This is a genomic window from Rathayibacter tanaceti (assembly GCF_001634385.1).
Classification (GTDB): domain Bacteria; phylum Actinomycetota; class Actinomycetes; order Actinomycetales; family Microbacteriaceae; genus Rathayibacter; species Rathayibacter tanaceti.
In genome coordinates, this window is sequence record NZ_LIIN01000003.1 from 22,016 (window position 1) to 41,909 (window position 19,894).

Sequence of the window (19,894 nt, forward strand, 5' to 3'; positions counted from 1 at the left end):
GGCGTCAGCGCCGGGCGCGGAGCCAGGCCAGGACGGCCAGGACGCGCCGGTGGTCGGAGCCCGAATCCTCGAGCCCGAGCTTCTGGAAGATCGCGGTCACGTTCTTCTCGACAGCCCCCACTCCGACGAAAAGAGCGGAGGCGATCCCCGCGTTGGTGCGGCCCTGCGCCATCTGCTCGAGCACCTCTCGCTCGCGAGGCGTGAGCGCGGCCAGTGGGTCGCGGTTGCGCTGCAGCAGGGAGGCGACGACCTGCGGGTCGAGGACCGTCCCGCCTGCCGCGACCCGCTCGACAGCGTCGCGCAGCTCCTCCAACGAGGCGACGCGGTCCTTGAGCAGGTAGCCGAGGCCGCCCTCGCCCGAGCCGAGCAGCTCCTGTGCGTAGGTCACCTCGACGTACTGGCTGAGCAGAAGAACGGCGATGCCCGGGTGGCGACGACGGATCTCGAGCGCAGCACGGACGCCCTCGTCACGGAAGGTCGGCGGCATCCGCACATCGAGCACGGCGACATCCACGGAGCCCGGGTCGCGGACGAGGACCGCGAGCAGGCTGTCTGCGTCGCCGAACGCGCCGACCGAGGCGAAACCGGCGTCCTCGAAGAGACGGACCAGGCCCTCGCGGAGAAGCACAGAATCCTCGGCGATGGCGACGCGGATCACGGACACCACCTCAGGATAGGACGGGCCGGTACGGCACGTGGACGCCGATCGCGGTGGGGCCGCCGACTGGGGACTGGACGGCGATCACCCCGCGCAGTCCCCGCACGCGACCGCTGACCCCCTCGAGGCCGTGTCCTGTGACCGGTACGGCACCGCCCACTCCGTCGTCGACCACCCATGCATCGAGCCAGCGCTCCCCCGCTGCACCCGCCTCCCGGGAGTCGAGGTGCACCTTGATCGAGCGCGCAGACGCATGCTTGGAGGCGTTCGCGAGCAGCTCTGCGATCACGAAGTAGACGCTGCGCTCGACCTCCGGGGGCAGATCGGTCACCGGGTGCTCGGTGACGACCTCGACCGGGGCCGGGCTGAGGGCGGCGAGCGACTGCACGGCGGCCTCGAGGCCTCGGTCCTGGAGGATCGGCGGCGCGACTCCGCGGGAGAGTGCGCGCAGCTCGTCGAGGGCGGTCCCCACGTGCTCGCGCGCCTCGTCGACGAGCCGGGCGGCCGAGTCCGGATCGCTGGCGAGGCGGTTCCGAGCGGAGGCGAGATCCATCTGCACGCGGATCAGACGCTGCTGCGGGCCGTCGTGGATGTCGCGCTCGAGCTGCCGCAGCCCCCGGTCCTCGGCGGCGACGGCTGCGCCGCGCGACGCACTGAGCTCGGCGACCTCGCGCTGCAGCGCCTCCGACTCCCAGGGCCCGAGCAGCAGGCGATCGACGAGGTAGCGCGCCAGGGTGAGCCCGCGGGTGGCGAACGGGAGGGTGGAGATGAACAGGACCGTCATCGCGACCGCCGCCGCCGAGACGAACCCGGCCGGCGGCCCCGGCAGGCCGAGGACGGAGGTGCCGACACCGAGGACGAGTTCGACCGGGCTCACCGCGGCGGTCCCGTCGAGGGCGGAGACCAGCGTGCCGATCCCCGTCCAGCTCCACAGCGCGAGAACGGCGCCGAAGACGAGGGCGAGCATCGGGGCGACGAGGATCGTGTGCAGCAGTGCCAGCCAGTAGTGCCCGTCGATGACCGGGCCGTAGAAGGCGAAGGTGGCGGGCGAGACCGAGGCGGGCGGACGGCGCCACTGCGGATCCGGCACCGCCGGTCTGCCTGCCAGGACATCGAGCCGCCGAGCTCCGCGCGAGAAGAAGCGACCGGTGTGCAGGGCGGCGGGGAAGAAGGCCAGGCCGATCAGCACTCCGACGAGACCGACCGCGAGAGCGAGCGCGACGGTGGCGCAGAAAGAGCCGACCAGTGCGAGCGGAACCGCGAGCACCAGCGAGAGCGCCTCCCGCGGCATCCGACGCCAGAGCTGCAAGTACCCGCGGATCGCCTCACCGAGGGCCGTCGGTGCCGCGCTCATCCGATCCTCCTCGCACCCGCGACCGCCGCGGTGACCGCTCGAGCGTAGCGGCGGAGGCCGCGCGAGACCCGGGGTGGGCCGCCGGATCAGTGCTCCTCGCGGCCAGGTGAGCCTCTCCTTCTCCCGACTGAGCCGAGCCTGCGCTTGCTTGCGACGCCCCAGGATCTGCGTACTGTTGACGATCAGTCACCCCCTCTCGAAAGGAACAGACGATGTCCACCACATCCGTCACGTCGCTCACCTCGTCGAACCCGGATGTCGCATCCGGAGTCGCGCAGTTCCTCAGCCCCGTCGTCGTCGAGATGACGGCTCTCGCGGTCAACGGCAAGCAGGCGCACTGGCACGTCCGTGGCGCCAACTTCATTGGCGTGCACGAGCTGCTCGACACGATCGTCGCGCACTCGATCGAGTGGGCCGACCTCGCGGCCGAACGGGTCGTCGCCCTCGGCCTGCCCGTCGACGCACGCATTCAGACGGTCGCGTCCGCTACGCAGTCCGAGCCGCTCACCCCAGGATTCCAGCGCTCCGAGAACGCGATCGTCGAGATCATCCGCCAGATGGACGTCGCGATCGCGACCGTCAACACGGCGATCGCCGAGCTCGCCGAGATCGACGCGAGCAGCCAGGACGTCGCGATTGAGATCGGCCGCGGCCTCGAGAAGGACCGCTGGTTCCTCTTCGCTCACGTCAGCGAGAGCTGAGAACCGGTCCCCCGCACGGCCCGCTGGATCCACGGATCCGGCGGGCCGTGCGTCGTTCCAGGACGTGCCTGGCGCGGTGAGCGGCCACCCGCGCCGCTGGTGCGTCGCCCGAGGCGACAGTTCGCTCCCCGCGGGACAGCTCGAGGGATGCTCCGTCAGTCTCCGTGGGTGAGGCGTCCCGCCAGCAGGGTCGCGGCGACCGGCATCGAGCGCAGGCCCTCCGCATCGGCGCTGAGCGGATCACGGTCGAGCACGACCAGGTCGGCGGGATCGCCGGCCCGCGGGCGGAGACGGCGCACCCGCGTGGAGGACACGATCGCCTCTTCGACGCTGACCCGCTGTTCCGGGTGCCACGGCTCCTCCCCCGGCCGCGCCCGAGCGACCGCCGCCGAGACAGCGACCCAGGGGTCGAGCGGGGCCACCGGCGCATCCGAGCCGAACACCACGCTCGCACCGGAGTCGAGCAGGGAGCGCAGCGCGAAAGCGCGTCCCGTGCGCCCCGGCCAGTAGTGCTCCGCCACGTCGCGATCGTCGAGGGCGTGCGCCGGCTGGACTCCCGCCTCAACGCGGAGCGCGGCGAAGCGCGGCAGATCGGCGTCGGCGACCAGCTGGGCGTGCTCGATCCGGCCGCCGCCGATCCGCCCCAGGGCGTCGAGCGCCACCGTCGCCGCTGCGTCTCCGATCGCGTGGACGGTCGCGCGGATGCCGCCGTCCGCGGCACGGGCGAGCAGGGCGTCCAGCTCACCGGGGTCGACCGTGAGCGTGCCGCGGCTTTCGTGCCCTGGGTAAGGGTCCGCGCAGTACGCCGTCCGCGTGTTCAGAGAGCCGTCGATCAGGACCTTCAGCGGGCCCATCCGGAGCAGCCCCTCTCCGGCCGGCAGTTCGTCGCCCGAGCGCAGCCCCTCGGAGAGCGCGCGGTCGAGATGGTCTCGGTACACGCCCGTCTCGACCCGGAGGGCTCGGGTGCCCCGGGCGACCCGACGCGTCCAGTCTCCGACGTTCCACCGCATCTCGAGGTCCACGACTCCGACGACGCCGCGCGTCGCCGCTCGACGCGCCGCCTCGTCGACGAGGAGGTCGAGATCGTCGTCGCTGAGGGCGCCGAGCGCCGTGACCAGTTCGAAGCACGGATCCTCGCGGAGCAGATCGTCCTGCCGCCCGAAGCCGTAGCGGTGGTAGGCGGCCGTGTTCAGCCAGGCGCAGTGCAGGTCCCCGCTGATCAGCACGATCGGGCGCTCGAACGACACCTCGTCGAGGAGCGCCGTCGTCGGCGGCTCCGGCCACAGGCCGTCGCGGAACCCGAAGCCGACGAGCGTGGCCGGCCCGCTGGTCTCCGCCAGCCGACGGCGCACCGTGACCGCCACCTCGCGGGCGGAGGAGGCGGCAGACAGGTCGAGTCGCGGTGCCGTCATCGCCCACTGCGAGAAATGCACATGCTCGTCCCAGAGGCCGGGCATCAGCCAGCGCCCGTCGAGCTCGCGCACGTCGTCTCCCGGTGAGGCCTCGGCAGCGGCGCCGACCGCCTCCACCCGGCCGCCCCGCAGAAGCACGGGCACCGGTCCGGAGGAACCGAGCAGGCGCGCGTCGCGCAGCAGGAGCCCGGGGGTCATCGCTCGTCCCGCCCGTTCGCCCAGTGGTCGTCGTGGAGCATGCGGTCCTCTCCTCGTGCTCAGCCGGTCACGACTGGCACACCGGGCACCAGTAGAGCTTGCGCGCGCCGATCTCCTCGAGCAGGACGTGCGTGCCGCACACTCGGCACGGCAGTCCCTCGCGCTTGTAGACGTAGTTGCGCTCGGCATGGCTGCGCACGGCCTTCGCGCGCTCCGGCGCGGTCAGGTCGCGCCGGGTGATCATCATCCCCGTTCGGATACCGTCCTCGAGCAGGTGCGCCCAATCGCTCCAGAGCTCGCGGGCGACATCAAGCGGCACCTGCTTGCCGGGGGTGTGCGGATCGAGCCCGGCGCGGTAGAGCAGCTCGGCACGGTAGATGTTCCCGATCCCGCTCACGATCGACTGGTCCATCAGCACCAGACCGACGGGCGTCGCCGTCCGGCGCAGCCGGTTCACGAAGCGGTCGCGGGCCTCGTCGGAGTCGTCCGCCGCCGGGTCCGGTCCGAGCCGGGCGAGCAGAGCGTCGACCTGGGCGGGGTCCATCACCTCGCAGGCGGTGGGGCCGCGCAGGTCGGCGACCGTCTCCTCCGTCCGGATGCGCACGCGCACAGCGCCGACGGGGGGGCGGCGGGAACTCGTCGAGGTCGCCGTCGGTCTCATGCTCGGTCTCGGACAGGCGCACAGCCCGGCGGCGGCGGGGCGCTCCGATGCTGCTGCCCGCCGTGCCGTCCGGGAACAGCGGCGACACCCTGCCGAGGAAGTCCCAGGCGCCGTAGAGGCCGAGGTGGACGTGCAGCGTCAGCTCGCCCTCGAAGCGGAGGAGGAGGTGCTTGCCGACGGCTGTCGACTCCAGCACCAGGCGGCCGTCGAGCAGCGCCGCCCCTTCGGCGAAACGGCCCTGGGGGCTGCTCGTGGCGACGCGGTGCCCGACGACGTCGCGCTCGAACTGGAGTGCGATCCGGTGGACGGAGTGCCCCTCGGGCACTCAGCGGCCCTTCTCGGCGGAGTCGATCACGCGACCCGCGATGGCGCCGGTGGCCTCGTACTCGGCGAGCTGGGCGATCCGGCGCGCGTGACGCTCCTCGAAGCTGAAGGGCTCGGCGACGAACGCGTCGATGAAGCCGGTCGCTTCCTCGACCGAGTGCTGGCGGGCACCGATGGAGATGACGTTCGCGTCGTTGTGCTGGCGAGCGAGGACCGCGGTGCTCAGATTCCACACGAGGGCGGCGCGCACGCCCGGGACCTTGTTCGCCGCGATCTGCTCGCCGTTGCCGGAGCCGCCGAACACGACGCCGAGCGCCTCGACGCCCGCCTGCTGATCGCGCACGACGGCGGCCGCCGCGTTGATACAGAACGAGGGATAGTCGTCGAGCGGGTCGTACGACGTGGGGCCGTGGTCGATCACGTCGTGACCGGCGGCGCCGAGGTGCTCGATCAGGTGCCGGCTGAAGTCCAGCCCTGCGTGGTCCGTGGCGATGTGGATGCGCACGCGCTCGTCCTCCCGGAAAGCCGTCTGAGGCCCGTGATGCCGGGGCCGGGAGTCAGAGTACCGCGGGTCGGCTCAGTCGAACTGCGGGTCGCGGGTGCGCGAGCGCTTGAGCTCGAAGAAGCCGTCGTAGGAGGCCGCCGCCACGACGCCGTCCCAGAGCGCCAGTGCCTGCTCACCACGGGGAGCGGGCGAGATGACGGGACCGAAGAAGGCGACGTCGCCCAGGGCGATCACGGGAGTCCCGACGTCCTGGCCCACCCGGCCGATGCCGTCGAAGTGGGACGCACGCATGGGCCCGTCGTACTCGTCCGAGTCGGCGTAGGCGGACAGCTCGGCGGGGAGGCCGACCTCGGCGAGCGACTCCGCGATGATCGCCTCGGCGTCGGAGCGTCCGCCGACGTGGATCCGCGTGCCGAGAGCGTCGTACAGCGGCTTCACGTGCTCGCGGCCCTCGCGCTCGGCGACGGCGGAGACGAGGCGGGTGTAGCGCAGCGCCCGCGGGAAGAAGGCGCGGTAAGCCTCGTCGACGTCGTTGTCCTCATTGAGGACCGCGAGGCTCATGATGTGCCACTGCACGTCGAGCTCGCGGGCGGGGGTCACCTCGTCCACGAAACGCGAGGTCATCCAGGCCCAGGGGCAGGAGGGATCGAACCAGAAATCCACGGAGGTCATGCCTCCACGGTACGCCGCCGTGCGGGGCCGCGGTGACGCTCAGGGACCCCCTGGGCGATCGGACGGTCCACGCCTCCGGAAACCACCGACGGCTCTAGGGTGGATCGGCGGCGTCCGCACCCAGGCGCCCGCGGCAGCGCCCGAGACGAACGGATGGAGCACCCCGTGCCAGGAGACAACCTCACCCGGAGCGAGGCGCAGGAGCGCGCCTCGCTGATCCAGGTCCACGACTACGACATCGTCCTCGACGTGACGCGAGGACCGGAGACCTTCCTCAGCACCACCACCGTGCGCTTCTCAGCGACCGAGGGGGCGTCGACCTTCCTCGACGCGATCACCAGGACCGTGCACTCCGTGACGCTGAACGGAGCGGAGCTCGACCCCGCGGACGTCGCCGACGGCGTGCGCATCCGCCTGGACTCGCTCGCCGCCGACAACGAGCTGACGGTCGTGGCGGAGGCGATGTACACGAACACCGGGGAGGGCCTGCACCGCTTCGTCGATCCGGTCGACGGCGAGGTCTACCTGTACTCGCAGTTCGAGGTGCCGGACTCGCGTCGCGTCTTCGCGGTGTTCGAGCAGCCCGACCTCAAGGCGGCCTTCCGCTTCACCGTGACGGCGCCCGAGGCGTGGCAGGTCGTCTCGAACCAGCCGACGCCGGAGCCGGTTCCCGCGGGCGAGGGGACGGCGACCTGGCGCTTCGCGCCCACCCCGCGCATCTCCTCGTACGTCACCGCCCTCATCGCGGGACCCTACGTCGTCGAGAGGGACTCGCTGGTCTCCTCCGACGGGCGCACGATCCCGCTGGGTGTCTTCGCGCGTGCCTCGCTCGCGCCCTTCCTCGACGCCGGCTACGTGTTCGAGAAGACCAAGCAGGGCTTCGCCTTCTACGAGGAGAAGTTCGGAGTCCCCTACCCGTTCGCGAAGTACGACCAGCTGTTCGTCCCCGAGTTCAACGCCGGGGCGATGGAGAACGCCGGAGCGGTCACCTTCACCGAGACGTACGTGTTCCGCTCGAAGGTGACCGAGGCGGTCAGGGAGCGCCGGGTCGTCACGATCCTGCACGAGCTCGCCCACATGTGGTTCGGCGACCTCGTGACGATGAAGTGGTGGAACGACCTCTGGCTGAACGAGTCGTTCGCCGAGTACGCCTCCACCCTCGCAACGGCCGAGGCGACCGAGTGGACCGAGGCGTGGACCACTTTCGCGGCGATGGAGAAGAGCTGGGCGTACCGTCAGGACCAACTGCCGTCGACGCACCCGATCGTCGCGACGATCAACGATCTGGAGGACGTCCAGGTCAACTTCGACGGCATCACCTACGCGAAGGGCGCCTCGGTTCTGAAGCAGCTCGTCGCGTGGGTCGGCGAGAAGGAGTTCCTCGCGGGCGTGCACGAGTACTTCGTGAAGCACGCGTTCTCGAACACCGAGCTGAGCGATCTGCTCGTCGAGCTCGAGGCCACGAGCGGGCGCGATCTCACGCAGTGGTCGGCGCAGTGGCTCGAGACCGCCGGGGTGAACACGCTGCGTCCCGAGATCGTGGTCGACGAGAGCGGATCGATCGCGTCGTTCGCGATCCTGCAGAGCGCTGTCGAGGACTATCCGACGGTCCGCCCGCACCGCCTCGCGATCGGCCTCTACGACTTCGAGGGCGACCGCCTCGTGCGGGTGCACCGCCTGGAGCTCGACGTCGACGGCGAGCGAACCGAGGTGCCCGAGCTGATCGGCCGGACCCGGCCGGCGCTCGTCCTGCTCAACGACGACGACCTCGCCTACGCGAAGATCCGTCTCGACGACGCGTCGCTCGCCGTCGCCATCGAGCATCTGGCGAGCATCGAGAACCCGCTCGCCCGCTCGCTGGTCTGGGGTTCGGCCTGGGACGCGACCCGGGACGCAGAGTCAGCGCCACGCGACTTCGTGCGCCTGGTGCTGGGGAACATCGCGACCGAGACCGAGTCGACCACGCTGCGCACCGTGCTGAACCAGCTGGTGACCACCGCCGGCCAGTACGTCGCCCCGGAGCACCGGGCCGAGGTCGTCGAGGAGGTGGGCGACCAGCTGTGGACGCTCGCCCAGCAGGCGGAGGCCGGCAGCGACGCGCAGTTCCAGTTCGTGAGGTTCTTCGCGGCGATCGCCTCGACGCCCGCTCACCTCGAGGCGGTCCAGGCGCTGCTCGACGGCGGCACGGCGCTCGACGGGCTCGACATCGACACCGACCTCGGCTGGGAGCTGCTGATCGCGCTCGTCGCGGGCGGGCGGGCCGGTGCGAACGAGATCGACGCGGCACTCGACTCCGACACCACTGCCAGCGGGCAGCAGTCGGCCGCGCACGCACGCGCGGCGCTGCCCACGGCGGAGGCGAAACTCGCAGCCTGGGAGTCGGTCACCGCCGACGACTCGGCACCGAACACGATCGTCCGCTCGACAGGGCTCGGCTTCCAGCGGGTCGCGGACCCGCACCTGCTCGAGACGATGGTCCCGGTGTACTTCGGCGCACTGCGCTCGCTGTGGGAGTCGAAGAGCTACAAGATCGCGGAGTACCTGGTCGTGGGGTTCTACCCGGCAGCCGCACCGTCGCAGGAGATCGTCGACGCGACGCGGGCGTGGCTCGACGCGAACCCCGAGGTACCCGCGCTGCGGCGCCTCGTGATCGAGAACCTGGCCGGTGTCGAGCGCGCGCTGCGGGCGCAGGCGCGCGACGCGCAGAGCTGACCCGCACCACCGGCCCCGTCTGCTCGACGCTCAGGTGCTCGCGCAACCGGGGCGGGTCGAGGCTCCGGTCGGCTCGGTGCTCCGATCGGGTCAGATCCCCGGCACGGAGCGCCGCGCCGGCCCGTCGTACGCGGACAGCGGTCGGATGAGCGCGTTCGAGGCGCGCTGCTCGATCACGTGCGCCGTCCACCCCACCACCCGTGCTGCCACGAACAGCGGTGTGAAGATCTCGGTGTCGAAGCCGATCAGCCGGTACGCGGGTCCGGACGGGTAGTCGAGGTTGGGCAGGATCCCCGTGCGCTCCGCCATCGCGGCGGCCAGCGCGTCGTACAACTCGATCAGCTCGGCGGCGCCCTCGTGCTCGGCGAGCCGGCGCAGCGCCGCCTCCATGGTGGGCACCCTCGAATCGCCGGACTTGTAGACCCGGTGCCCGAAGCCCATCACCTTGCGGCGCTCGCCGAGGGCGCCGGCGAGCCACTCCTCCGATCGACACGCCGCGTCGGGACCCTGTCCGATCTCGTCGAGAACGTGCAGCACAGCCTCGTTCGCGCCTCCGTGCAGCGACCCCTTGAGCGCGCCGACCGCGGCCGTGACCGCGGAGTACACGTCCGAGAGGGTGGAGGTCACCACGCGCGCGGTGAAGGTAGAGGCGTTGAACGAGTGCTCGGCGTAGAGCACGAGCGAGACCCGGAACGCATCGACGACGACCGGGTCGGGAACCGCGCCGAACGTCATCCAGAGGAAGTTCTCGGAGTAGTCGAGATCATCGCGGGGCTCGATCGGCCGCAGCCCGCGTCGCCGGCGCTGCGCCAGGGCGACGATGCCGGGCAGAGCCGCCCACAGGCGCACCGAGCGCTCGAGCACCGCCTCCGGCGCGTCAGCGTCCGGATCCGGGTCGAGCGCGCCGAGGACGCTCACTGCGGTGCGCACGACGTCCATCGGATGCGCGGAGACCGGCAGCAGGTCGATCACCGCGCTGACCTCCGGTGCCGGCGCCCGATGCGCCCGCTCGACGGCGGCCAGCCCGGTCGCCTGCTCGCGGGTCGCAGCTCGCCGTTCCAGAGCAGCCAGGCGACGTCCTCGAACGCCTCGCGGCGGCCAGCTCCTGCACCGGGTAGCCGCGGTACAGCAACGAGTTCGACGCCGGGTCGACCTTCGAGACCGCCGTCGTGTCGACGACGACCCCCACGAGGCCTTTGCGGATGTCCTGGTCTGTCGTGCTCATCCTTCGCTCCTTCGCGAGAGGGGACGTCGGCGCCGGGGAGCGCCGCCGGGTCATGCCGGACGCCCGTCCGACGGGCGCCGACGAGTTCAGGCGCCGTAGTGCTCGGCGAGCGAGAAGTCGAACACGCCCTCGTCGAAGCGGCTGTAGGAGGCGTAGTCGAGCAGCTCGTACAGCTCGGCGCGCGTCTGCATACCCGGCACCTCCGCGCGGAGGGACCCCTCGGTTTTCAGCGTGTCGAGCGCCCGCATGGCGGCGCCCATGGCGATCCGGAGCAGCGAGACCGGATGGATCACGACGTTCACGCCGATGTCGGCGAGCTGACGAGCGGTGAAGAGCTCGCTCTTGCCGAACTCGGTCATGTTGGCCAGGATCGGCACGTCGATCGCGGCGCGGACTGCCTCGAACTCGGCGAGATCGCGCATCGCCTCGGGGAAGATCGCATCGGCACCGGCGTCGACGAGGCGCTGGGCCCGCTCGATCGCGGCCGGCAGGCCGTCCAGCGCGCGGATGTCGGTGCGGGCATGATCACTAGATCCGGGTCGCGCCGAGCGTCGACCGCGGCGGCGATCCTCCTGACCGACGTCGCCTCGTCGACGACCGCCTTGCCGTCGAGATGACCGCAGCGCTTGGGGTTCACTTGGTCCTCGATGTGCAGGCCCGCGACTCCCGCGTCCTCGAGCGTCTGCACCGTGCGCGCGACGTTGAGCGGCTCGCCGAAGCCGGTGTCGGCGTCGACGAGGACCGGCAGATCGGTCATCCGCGCGATCTGCTGAGACCGGGCGGCGACCTCGGTGAGTGTGGTGAGGCCGATGTCCGGGAGGCCCAGCTCGGCCGAGAGGACGGCGCCCGAGACGTAGACGCCGTCGAAGCCCTTCGCCTCAATCAGGCGCGCCGAGAGCGGAGTGAAAGCGCCGGGCAGCTGCAACAGCTCCTGTGACGCGAGGCGCTCACGGAACAGGCGCCGCTTCTCGGCGGGAGTCCGGGTGGAGTGCAGCATCGGGCGTCCTTCCCCTGGGGGCGGTTCGTGGGGCCGGGCGGGCCCTGCTCTGAATCTATATGGCGGCGACGGCGGGGGCTCGGACCGCCTGCGCCCAGCCTCGCGCTCGCACTCCCGCGGGAGGCGTCCCGTAGCCTGGAGGAGTCATGCTGCTTCTCGAGACCTCGACCCCGGATCCTGTCGCCGCCACCGTGTCGTTCTTCGACTCCCCCGCCTTCTGGAAGGTGGTCTGGGTCCTCGCGATCGTGCTCGGCGCGCTGATCGTGCGCGTCATCGCGCACGTCCTCATCGGGCGCGTGGTCGATCAGATCGTGTCGGGAGTGAAGCGCCGTCAGCGCGTGGAAGACACGCAGGCCATCGCGGCCTCACCGCTCGCCGCGGTCCGGGTGGTGCAGCGCACCCGAACCCTGGGCTCGATCCTCAACAACATCAGCTCGATCCTCATCGTCGTGATCGCCCTGGTGATGATCATCAGCACCATCGACAAGGACCTCATCGGCTCCTTCGCGCTGCTCACCGCCGCGCTCGGCGCGGGGCTGGGCTTCGGTGCCCAGAACATCGTCAAGGACGTGCTCAACGGCCTCTTCATGGTCGCGGAGGATCAGCTCGGGGTCGGCGATGTGGTCGACACCGGGCAGGCCACGGGGGTGGTCGAGTCCGTCGGGGTGCGCGTGACCCAGATCCGCGACGTCAACGGCGTGCTCTGGTTCGTCCGCAACGGCGAGATCGTTCGCGTCGGCAACATGTCGCAAGGCTGGTCGCGCGTCATCGTCGATCTCGCCGTTCCGTACGAGACCGATCTCGAGCAGGTGCAGTCGACGGTCCTCGCCACGGCGAACGAGCTCGCGGCGAGCAGCCGGTGGCGAGCACGGATCATCGACAGGCCCGAGCTCTGGGGGCTCGAGTCGATCGCCGACGACGCCCTCGTCGTCCGGGTGGTCGTCAAGACCCGCACCACTGCGAAGGACGATGTGGCCCGCGAGCTGCGGCTCCGCGTGAAGAAGGCGCTCGACGCGCTCGACGTGAAGCTGCCCTCGCTCTCGACCGTCGTCCTCGAGGGCTTCGACGGCGCGACGAGCGTCGGAGGCGCGAAGCCGCCACGGACGACGCCGTCGCCCACGATCACCACAGAGCACGGTAAGCCGGTGCGCCTGCCCCGCGCCGTGCGGCGACCCAGGGAGCAGCGCCCGCCCGGCGACAGCGGCGCGACGTCTCCCGTGCAGGGGCCGCAGTCGTGAGCGGCCTGCAGATCGGCGGCACGCCTCCGCTGCGCAGCTTCTGGGAGCACGTGGGCGGCAGGCCCACCTTCGAGCGTCTTGTGCGCCGCTTCTACGAGGGCGTCCGCGAGGACGACCTGCTCTGGCCGATGTACCCGGCGGAGGATCTCGAGGGAGCGATCCAGCGGCTGACCGGCTTCCTCGAGCAGTACTGGGGCGGGCCGGGCACCTACAGCCAGGAGCGCGGGCACCCGCGGCTGAGGATGCGGCATCAGCCGTTCCGCATCACTCCCGACGCGCGCGACCACTGGCTCCAGCACATGCGGGTCGCGGTCGACGAGCTCGAACTCGCGCCCGCTGACGAGACCCTGTTGTGGGACTACCTGGAGCGGGCCGCACACGCGATGGTGAACAGCATCGGCCAGTAGCGTCGTCAGCCGGGCGTGCGCACCAGAACATGACCGCGACGCGACGTGAGGCGGCGCCAGGATCCGCTCTCGAGCAGTGCCACGGGATCGTCCCCTCCGAGGAAACCGAGCGCGAAGAGTGCGAAGGCGGCACCGGCGGGCACGTCCTCGAGACCCTCCATCGGCCGCCCCCAGACCGTCGTCCGCACGCGCCCCACGATCTGCTCACCGGTCTCGGAACCCACTGCGGCGGCGATCTCGTCGATGCCCGCTCGGGCGACGGCCTCGAGGACGGCGGGGTCCACGGGCTCACGGCGCGTCCAGCCACCCCGCGGAGGCGAGATCCCCGCCCAGGCCCCGGCCGTCGCGTCATCGCCGTCGGGCAGGACGACCGGCTTGCCGTCGGCACCGCCCGGCTCCCACTGCAGGCGGGCGAGGCGGTCCGAGAGAGCGCGAATCGGGACGACCCGGTCGAACCCGGCGGCCTCCTCGAGCGCGAAGACCCGCAGCCCGAGGATCGTCGCCGAGCGGTCGAGCAGCCCCCTCGGCTGCAGCACGGCTGTGTAGGCCGCGAGCACGTGATCCTCGGCGAGGAGGCGGACGGCGCCGTCCTCGACCCGTGCCGATCGGCCGAGGAAGACGCGCAGATCCGAGAGGCTCGGCGGATCCGCCAGGGAGAAGGACGAACTCATCGCGTCGGTAAACTTACCCGGAGGCCGCCCGGCCCGCCGTCCGACACCCCGGAGGTACCGTGCCCGATCCCCTGTCCTCCTTCCTCGCCGCACTCGATCTGACCGACACCGGTGCACGCACCAGCGAGGACATCTCGACCGGCCCCTCCCAGTGGACGCCGGAGGGACGGGTCTTCGGCGGCCAGGTGCTCGCCCAGTCGCTCGTCGCAGCGGGGCGCACCGTCGAGGAGCGCCCGGTGCACTCGATGCACGGCTACTTCCTCCGCCCGGGCGACGTCAGCCTCCCGATCACCTTCTCCGTCGACCGGATCCACGACGGCCGATCCTTCTGCACCCGACGGACGCAGGCCTACCAGAACGGTCAGCCGATCCTGTCGATGATCGCGTCGTTCCAGACCGAGGACGAGGGGCTCGAGCACCAGGCACCGATGCCGGAGGGAGTTCCCGAGCCGGAGTCGCTGCCGAGCACTGCGGAGGTCCTCGCCGGCATCGACCACCCGGTGGGCAACTTCTGGGCGACGCAGCGGCCCTTCGACGTCCGCCACGTCGAGCAGCCCGTCTACCTCCGCGCCGATCCGCAGCGAGTCGCGCACCAGAGCATCTGGATGCGCTCGCTCGGAGCACTGCCGGACGATCCCCTGCTGCACCGCGCCGCCCTCGCGTATGCGAGTGACTACACGATCCTCGAGTCGACCCTCCGTCGCCACGGCATCGCCTGGACGACACCGGGCCTGCGAATGGCGAGCCTCGACCACGCGATGTGGTGGCACCGACCGGCACGGGTCGACGAGTGGCTCCTCTACGTCCAGGAGGCGCCGAGCGCGTCCGGCGGCCGCGGACTCTCGCTCGGCAGGATCTACGCACGGGACGGCCGGCTCGTGGCGAGCGTCGCCCAGGAGGGCATGGTGCGCGTCCCGGGACGCTGATCCCTCAGCTCCGCTTCGAGAAGGCGATCGTCTCCTCGACGTACGGGTCCCAGGCCTCACGGAGCGCGTCCGAGATGCGCTCCGGGCGCCCGGTCGCCGCCGTCACCATGACGAGTGTCGTCATCGCCCGGGTGTAGAGAACCCGAGGCGAGACGCCGTCCGGTGAGTACAGCTCATAGCAGACCTCGAGGCTCGCGCCGCCGATCCGCCCGATCCACAGCTCGACGTCGATCGGAGCCTTCATGTAGGGGATCGGTGCGACGTACTCGACCTCCTGTCGCGCGATCAGAGTGATGGTGGGCGCACCCGGCCTGGCGTCGAGCACCGCCGTCGCCTGCCCGCCCTCGCCCGGCGAATCGGGCCGCCAGAACGCCTGGATCCGCGCTTCCTCGAGCAGGTGCAGCATCTCGGCGTTGTTGACGTGCGCGTAGGCGTCGAAGTCCGACCAGCGGAGCGGAATGGCGACGTGCAGGCGCATCAGTCGCGGGTGAGCTTGCGGTAGGCCGAGCGGTGCGGCTTCGCGGCGTCGGGGCCCAGGCGCTCGATCTTGTTCTCCTCGTAGGCCTCGAAGTTGCCCTCGAACCAGTACCAGTTCGCGGGGTCCTCCTCCGTGCCCTCGTAGGCGAGGATGTGCGTCGCGATCCGATCGAGGAACCACCGGTCGTGGGTGATCACCACGGCGCAGCCGGGGAACTCGAGCAGCGCGTTCTCGAGGCTGCCGAGGGTCTCGACGTCGAGGTCGTTGGTCGGCTCGTCGAGCAGGAGGAGGTTGCCGCCCTGCTTGAGCGTCAGGGCGAGGTTGAGGCGGTTGCGCTCTCCACCGGAGAGCACGCCCGCCTTCTTCTGCTGGTCGGGCCCCTTGAAGCCGAACTGCGAGACGTAGGCGCGCGAGGGGATCTCCGTCTTGCCGACCGTGATGTAGTCGTGGCCGTCAGAGACGACCTCCCAGAGGTTCTTGCTCGGATCGATGCCGCCGCGGCTCTGGTCGACGTACGAGATGTCGACCGTCTCGCCGATCTTGAGGTCGCCGGAGTCGAGGGGCTCGAACCCGACGATCGTCTTGAACAGCGTGGTCTTGCCGACTCCGTTGGGGCCGATGACGCCGACGATGCCGTTGCGGGGCAGGGTGAAGCTGAGGTCCTCGATGAGGACCCGCTCGCCGAATTGCTTGTGCAGTTTCTTCGCATCGATCACCTGGGCGCCCAGTCGAGGGCCGACCGGGATCACGATCTCCTCGAAGTCGAGGACACGCGTCTTCTCGGCCTCGGCCGCCATCTCCTCGTAGCGGGCAAGGCGGGCCTTCGACTTGGCCTGACGGCCCTTCGCATTGCTGCGGACCCAGTCGAGCTCTGTGCTGAGGCGCTTGGCGAGCTTCGCGTCCTTCTTGCCCTGCACCTCGAGACGCGCCTGCTTCTTCTCGAGGTAGGTGGAGTAGTTGCCCTCGTAGGGGTAGAGGTGACCGCGATCGACCTCGGCGATCCATTCCGCGACATTGTCGAGGAAGTACCGGTCGTGGGTGACGGCGAGCACGGCGCCGGGGTACTTCGAGAGGAACTGCTCGAGCCAGAGCACGCTCTCGGCATCGAGGTGGTTCGTGGGCTCGTCGAGCAGCAGCAGATCGGGCTTCTGGAGCAGCAGCTTCGTCAGCGCCACTCGGCGCTTCTCGCCTCCGGAGAGGTTCGTGACGAGGGAGTCCCCCGGCGGGGTCCGTAGCGCGTCCATGGCCTGCTCGAGCTGGGAGTCGAGGTCCCACGCGTCCGCGGCGTCGATGGCCTCCTGGAGGGTTCCCATCTCGGCGAGCAGGCTGTCGAAGTCCGCATCCGGATCCGCCATCGCCAGGGAGATCTCGTTGAAGCGATCGATCTTGGCCTTGATCTCGCCGACGCCCTCCTGCACGTTCTCGAGTACAGTCTTCGTTTCGTCGAGCTCGGGCTCCTGCATCAGGATGCCGACGGAGTAGCCCGGGCTGAGCCGCGCCTCTCCGTTGCTGGGGGTGTCGAGCCCCGCCATGATCTTGAGGATCGTCGACTTGCCGGCGCCGTTGGGGCCGACCACGCCGATCTTCGCGCCCGGCAGGAACGACATGGTGACGTCGTCCAGGATCAGCTTGTCGCCGACCGCTTTCCGAGCGCGCACCATCGAGTAAATGTATTCAGCCACACCAAATCCTCACGTTCCGAAGGTCTGCGCGGAGTCGCGACGCCCGCTCGCCGCACGCTCCGCGCCACAGGGCTGTCGGAGTCTGGGGCGGGGAAGCAACGCCGGCCTGGCCCCGACGCGGTACGCGGGGCGCGTGACCGTCCGCACGTATCGAGGATAACGGGAAGTCGGTGTCGTGCGTCGGCCGCGCGGGCCGCCTCCGCCCACCCCTCCGGCGCAGGTCGGCTGGGCGGGCGGAGGCCCGTCATCGACAGGAGGAGCGTCTCAGCCGCAGGGCGTCAAAGCCGCGACGGAGTCGGACAGTGTCGCAGCGCTGCCGAGCAGGATGACCTCGGTGGCGCCGGACGAGGTGATGTCGGCCAGCACAGCACGGGGCACGCAGGTCGGCTGGACAGCGAAGAGCGGGCTGCTCGTGTATCCGGCCGCCGCTGCTCCGGCGAGGGCGTCGGGGAACTTCTCGCCGGTGGCGAGGTAGACCGTCTTCGCCGAGGTGAAAGCCGCCCTGTTCAGCTTCTCGGAGGTGTCGTACCGGTCGATTCCGCCGATGCGCGTGATCGTCGGCACCGGCAGCGAGCTCTCGATGCCCGCGCTCACCGAGAGCTCGGAGCCCGCGATGGTGAGGGTCATCACCCCCAGACCGCTGACGATCCCGCGGGTGACTGGGTCGGCAGCGCTCAGAGTCCCGTTGACGAGGACGACCGGGGAGTCGACCGAGCCCGCCGCCGCGCTGGCGCTCAGAGCATCCGGGAACTTCTCGCCCGTCGCGAGCCAGGCCCTCGACGATCCGCCGGAGAACGCGTACTGCATGATCAGCTTCGACGTGTCGTACCGGTCGACGCCGCCCAGGCGCCTGATGTCACGGTTCTTCGCATAGCCCGCGAGCTCCGCGTAGACCTGGTTGCCGACGCTGAGTTCGGATCCGACGACGACGATCTTCGCGGGCTTCAGGCGGATGAGCTCATCCCGCACCACCTGGCTCATCGATCCGCGATCGACGAGCAGCAGCGGCCCGCCCTGCTTCGCGGCGGCGGGACCTGCGCTGAGCGCGTCGGGAAAGTTCTCGCCCGTGGCGATGTAGACGACGGGGACGTTCGACCCGAAGGTGCGCTTCGAGACGGCGACCGCAGTGCCCTGGCGGTCGGTCCCGGCGATGCGCGAGACGGTCGGCTTGCCGGGCACGGGCGTCGCGGTAGGCGTCGGCGTGGGCGTGGCAGTCGGCGTAGGCGTGGCGGTCGGCGTGGGCGTAGCAGTCGGCGTGGGCGGAGTCGTGGGCGGTGTGGTCGGACCCGCTCCCGTCACGCGGACGGCCGTATCGACGTTCACGGTGGCGCCTGCGGGCTGCGTGCCGCCCCGGCTCACGCCGGACACCTGCACTGCACTGCCCGTCCTGCCGGCGAAAGCGCTGTAGGCCTCGGCGGGTATGGTCACCGCGATCGAGGACTTGTCACTGTCGACGACGGCCTGCGCCGGCACCCGCTCCGACCTGCTGGGACCGACGTTCGCGCTGATGCCCTGCAGATCGAAGAAGCCGGGCACGCTGGTCTCGAGGACGACGACGTCGCTGCCCGCGATGTCGGTCGCAGAGGCGTTGCCGCCCCAGAACGATCCGCCCCGCTGGAGAGATGCGGCGTCGGCCGACAGGTCGACGCGTCCGAGCGTGCCCCCTGTGCCAGGTCCGATGGTCAGGATCGCGGTGGTGAACAGGTCGTACCCGATGTCGAACGGCTGGCCCAGCGGCAGCGTGACGGAGCTGAGCGGCTCCTTCTGCGCGCTGATCCGCAGTGGGACGGTCCCGCCTCCGAAGGAGGAGAGCGTGCGGTTCATCGAAATGCGGAACGTCCGACTGCCGCCGGTCAGGGTGCTCGTGCCTGTCAGGGCACTGCCCCCGAGCGCCCACTGGACCTGGGAGAAGTCCGGGTAGGGCGTGCTCGGTCGCGCCGACGAGGAGAGGGTGACCTCGAGCTCGGTCGCGTTGCCCGCGACCGGGGCGACCTGCGCGGCCGCGTAGTCCTCGGTGATGGACCAGTCGTACGGCGAACCCGCCACGAAGACGGAGCGGGTGACCGCGGAGGCCGTCCCTGCTCCGCTGGTCACGCCCGCGGCGACGAGAGCGGCGACGCCTGCCGCCGCTATCGCCGTGCGCAGCCATCTCGCTCGGGGCGTCCGGTGCGATCGGTCAGCGGTCATACGGTGGCTCCCCCGTCGTCGTGGTGCACCGACGTCAGCCGTCGGAGCGTCGATCTCGCGAAGCGCCGCACAGGAGCTCGCCACTGATCAGACATCGAATCCTATCCGGCACTGCAATTCCCCGCATCGCACGGCGGAGATCGACGGGTGAAGAGGTTCGGAGAATTCTTCGGAACACTCCTCTTCGCTGGAGAGATCATTCGGCGACTCGACGGAGAGCCGGTGAGCGGTTCTCCGACTTCCCAGTGAACATCATCGAGCGCGCTGATGATCGGGATGCTTCCGACTATCGCGCGAGAAGACCCCGCCGACCCGCGGAGCGTCCGCATCTCCGGCCCTCGAGATCGCTCGACCGGCCGCGGATCACTGCGGATCAGCCGTCGACAGGAACAGTGCGTCCGATCAGGCAGGCACCCGTCGCGATCGGCGCCGCGACGACCGCACGCACGCCGCCGCTGCGCGGACCGTACTGACCGACCAGGCAGGAGTCGCCGAGCTTCACCGCAACCTGGACCGAATCGGCGTCCAGGCCTACGGAGGTCTCATCGGCCGTCCTTTGCATCGAGTCGCGGGGGAAGCCCGCCGCGACGAGTGCGTCGACGACCGCAGAGCCCGCCACCTGCGGATCCGCTTCGGCGACATCGCGCAGTGTCCGATCGAAGACCGGGAGGTTCTGCTCGGCGGTGCCGCCCGCGAGGTAGGCGACCGGTGCGGGGGCCGCACTCGAGGCCTCCGCGGAGCTGGGGGTGGTGAGAGGCTCCGTCACATCCGACTCCGTGCAGCCGACGAGGACGAGGGTCAGGGCGCCGATCGCGAGTACGAGCCGGAGCCGTTGCGTCTGTGTCCTCACCCGGTTCCTCCTGACAGGAGCGGACCTCGCTCCGAC

15 protein-coding genes and 3 pseudogenes are annotated in these 19,894 nt (G+C 70.6%); 5 read left to right on the forward strand and 13 right to left on the reverse strand.

The genetic code is table 11. The annotated features are described in order from the left end of the window. Positions 1–4: 4 nt before the first annotated feature. Together ACH61_RS00730 and ACH61_RS00735 are read right to left on the reverse strand one after the other, a co-directional pair. On the reverse strand, positions 5–664 hold the full coding sequence (locus tag ACH61_RS00730) for a response regulator transcription factor (RefSeq protein WP_068207436.1): 660 nt from the start codon (positions 662–664) through the stop codon (positions 5–7). 4 nt (positions 665–668) lie between these two features. Beyond that, entirely contained in the window at positions 669–2,012 is a 1,344-nt protein-coding gene (locus ACH61_RS00735) for a sensor histidine kinase (RefSeq protein ID WP_068207351.1), read from the reverse strand. A gap of 212 nt (positions 2,013–2,224) precedes the next feature. On the opposite strand from ACH61_RS00735, the gene ACH61_RS00740 reads away from it, so the two are divergent. Beyond that, entirely contained in the window at positions 2,225–2,713 is a 489-nt protein-coding gene (locus tag ACH61_RS00740; protein WP_068207354.1) for a Dps family protein, read from the forward strand. 155 nt (positions 2,714–2,868) lie between these two features. On the opposite strand, the gene ACH61_RS00745 is transcribed toward ACH61_RS00740, so the two are convergent. The 4 genes and pseudogenes from ACH61_RS00745 to ACH61_RS00760 all read right to left on the reverse strand — a co-directional run bounded on the left by ACH61_RS00745 (position 2,869) and on the right by ACH61_RS00760 (position 6,485). Next, positions 2,869–4,323, reverse strand: a complete 1,455-nt coding sequence (locus ACH61_RS00745) for an amidohydrolase (RefSeq protein ID WP_068207357.1) — start codon at positions 4,321–4,323, stop codon at positions 2,869–2,871. Between the two features lie 67 nt (positions 4,324–4,390). Continuing rightward, positions 4,391–5,309, reverse strand: a pseudogene (locus ACH61_RS00750) (Fpg/Nei family DNA glycosylase). After that, positions 5,310–5,813, reverse strand: coding sequence for a ribose-5-phosphate isomerase (locus tag ACH61_RS00755; protein WP_068207360.1), 504 nt, complete (start codon positions 5,811–5,813; stop codon positions 5,310–5,312). Between the two features lie 72 nt (positions 5,814–5,885). After that, positions 5,886–6,485, reverse strand: coding sequence for a mycothiol-dependent nitroreductase Rv2466c family protein (locus tag ACH61_RS00760; RefSeq protein WP_068207362.1), 600 nt, complete (start codon positions 6,483–6,485; stop codon positions 5,886–5,888). A 165-nt stretch (positions 6,486–6,650) separates the two neighbouring features. On the opposite strand from ACH61_RS00760, the gene pepN reads away from it, so the two are divergent. Then, positions 6,651–9,197 carry an aminopeptidase N gene (gene pepN, locus ACH61_RS00765; protein WP_068207439.1) on the forward strand — a complete coding sequence of 849 codons (2,547 nt, stop codon included), beginning with the start codon at positions 6,651–6,653 and terminating at the stop codon, positions 9,195–9,197. A 90-nt stretch (positions 9,198–9,287) separates the two neighbouring features. Here pepN and ACH61_RS00770 read toward each other — a convergent pair. Both ACH61_RS00770 and prpB read right to left on the reverse strand, forming a co-directional pair. After that, a pseudogene (locus ACH61_RS00770) lies at positions 9,288–10,422 on the reverse strand (bifunctional 2-methylcitrate synthase/citrate synthase). 86 nt (positions 10,423–10,508) lie between these two features. Beyond that, a pseudogene (prpB, locus tag ACH61_RS00775) lies at positions 10,509–11,419 on the reverse strand (methylisocitrate lyase). A 146-nt stretch (positions 11,420–11,565) separates the two neighbouring features. Here prpB and ACH61_RS00780 point away from each other — a divergent pair. Both ACH61_RS00780 and ACH61_RS00785 read left to right on the forward strand, forming a co-directional pair. Further along, complete coding sequence (locus ACH61_RS00780) at positions 11,566–12,657, forward strand: mechanosensitive ion channel family protein (RefSeq protein WP_068207365.1); 1,092 nt, start codon at positions 11,566–11,568, stop codon at positions 12,655–12,657. Next, complete coding sequence (locus tag ACH61_RS00785) at positions 12,654–13,064, forward strand: globin (protein WP_277871421.1); 411 nt, start codon at positions 12,654–12,656, stop codon at positions 13,062–13,064. Before ACH61_RS00780 ends, ACH61_RS00785 begins: the two co-directional genes overlap by 4 nt. A 5-nt stretch (positions 13,065–13,069) precedes the next feature. Here the strand turns inward: ACH61_RS00785 and ACH61_RS00790 are convergent, their stop codons facing one another. Beyond that, the gene (locus tag ACH61_RS00790; protein ID WP_068207368.1) at positions 13,070–13,735 is read right to left on the reverse strand and encodes a hypothetical protein; all 666 of its coding nucleotides are present in this window, start codon (positions 13,733–13,735) and stop codon (positions 13,070–13,072) included. 59 nt (positions 13,736–13,794) lie between these two features. On the opposite strand from ACH61_RS00790, the gene ACH61_RS00795 reads away from it, so the two are divergent. Then, on the forward strand, positions 13,795–14,661 hold the full coding sequence (locus ACH61_RS00795; RefSeq protein WP_199220810.1) for an acyl-CoA thioesterase: 867 nt from the start codon (positions 13,795–13,797) through the stop codon (positions 14,659–14,661). 4 nt (positions 14,662–14,665) lie between these two features. On the opposite strand, the gene ACH61_RS00800 is transcribed toward ACH61_RS00795, so the two are convergent. The 4 genes from ACH61_RS00800 to ACH61_RS00815 all read right to left on the reverse strand — a co-directional run bounded on the left by ACH61_RS00800 (position 14,666) and on the right by ACH61_RS00815 (position 19,858). Further along, entirely contained in the window at positions 14,666–15,139 is a 474-nt protein-coding gene (locus ACH61_RS00800) for an acyl-CoA thioesterase (RefSeq protein ID WP_068207371.1), read from the reverse strand. Continuing rightward, positions 15,139–16,821: an energy-dependent translational throttle protein EttA gene (gene ettA, locus ACH61_RS00805; RefSeq protein WP_068207373.1), complete on the reverse strand. Its 1,683-nt coding sequence runs from the start codon at positions 16,819–16,821 to the stop codon at positions 15,139–15,141. The genes ACH61_RS00800 and ettA overlap by 1 nt, the downstream gene beginning before the upstream one ends. Before the next feature lie 264 nt (positions 16,822–17,085). Then, entirely contained in the window at positions 17,086–19,008 is a 1,923-nt protein-coding gene (locus ACH61_RS00810) for a cell wall-binding repeat-containing protein (protein WP_068207375.1), read from the reverse strand. Positions 19,009–19,381: 373 nt separating this feature from the next. Beyond that, a complete protein-coding gene (locus ACH61_RS00815) occupies positions 19,382–19,858 on the reverse strand; it encodes a DUF6993 domain-containing protein (protein ID WP_068207378.1) in 477 nt (158 codons plus the stop codon). Between the last annotated feature and the right edge of the window lie 36 nt (positions 19,859–19,894).

Excerpts from the sequence above, each read along its gene's own strand:
- ACH61_RS00745 (WP_068207357.1), bottom strand. The coding sequence starts at position 4,323 with ATGACCCCCGGGCTCCTGCTGCGCGACGCGCGCCTGCTCGGTTCCTCC.
- ACH61_RS00740 (WP_068207354.1), top strand. The coding sequence starts at position 2,225 with ATGTCCACCACATCCGTCACGTCGCTCACCTCGTCGAACCCGGATGTC.
- ACH61_RS00760 (WP_068207362.1), bottom strand. The coding sequence starts at position 6,485 with ATGACCTCCGTGGATTTCTGGTTCGATCCCTCCTGCCCCTGGGCCTGG.
- ACH61_RS00780 (WP_068207365.1), top strand. The coding sequence starts at position 11,566 with ATGCTGCTTCTCGAGACCTCGACCCCGGATCCTGTCGCCGCCACCGTG.
- ACH61_RS00810 (WP_068207375.1), bottom strand. The coding sequence starts at position 19,008 with ATGACCGCTGACCGATCGCACCGGACGCCCCGAGCGAGATGGCTGCGC.
- ACH61_RS00790 (WP_068207368.1), bottom strand. The coding sequence starts at position 13,735 with ATGAGTTCGTCCTTCTCCCTGGCGGATCCGCCGAGCCTCTCGGATCTG.
- ACH61_RS00800 (WP_068207371.1), bottom strand. The coding sequence starts at position 15,139 with ATGCGCCTGCACGTCGCCATTCCGCTCCGCTGGTCGGACTTCGACGCC.
- ACH61_RS00735 (WP_068207351.1), bottom strand. The coding sequence starts at position 2,012 with ATGAGCGCGGCACCGACGGCCCTCGGTGAGGCGATCCGCGGGTACTTG.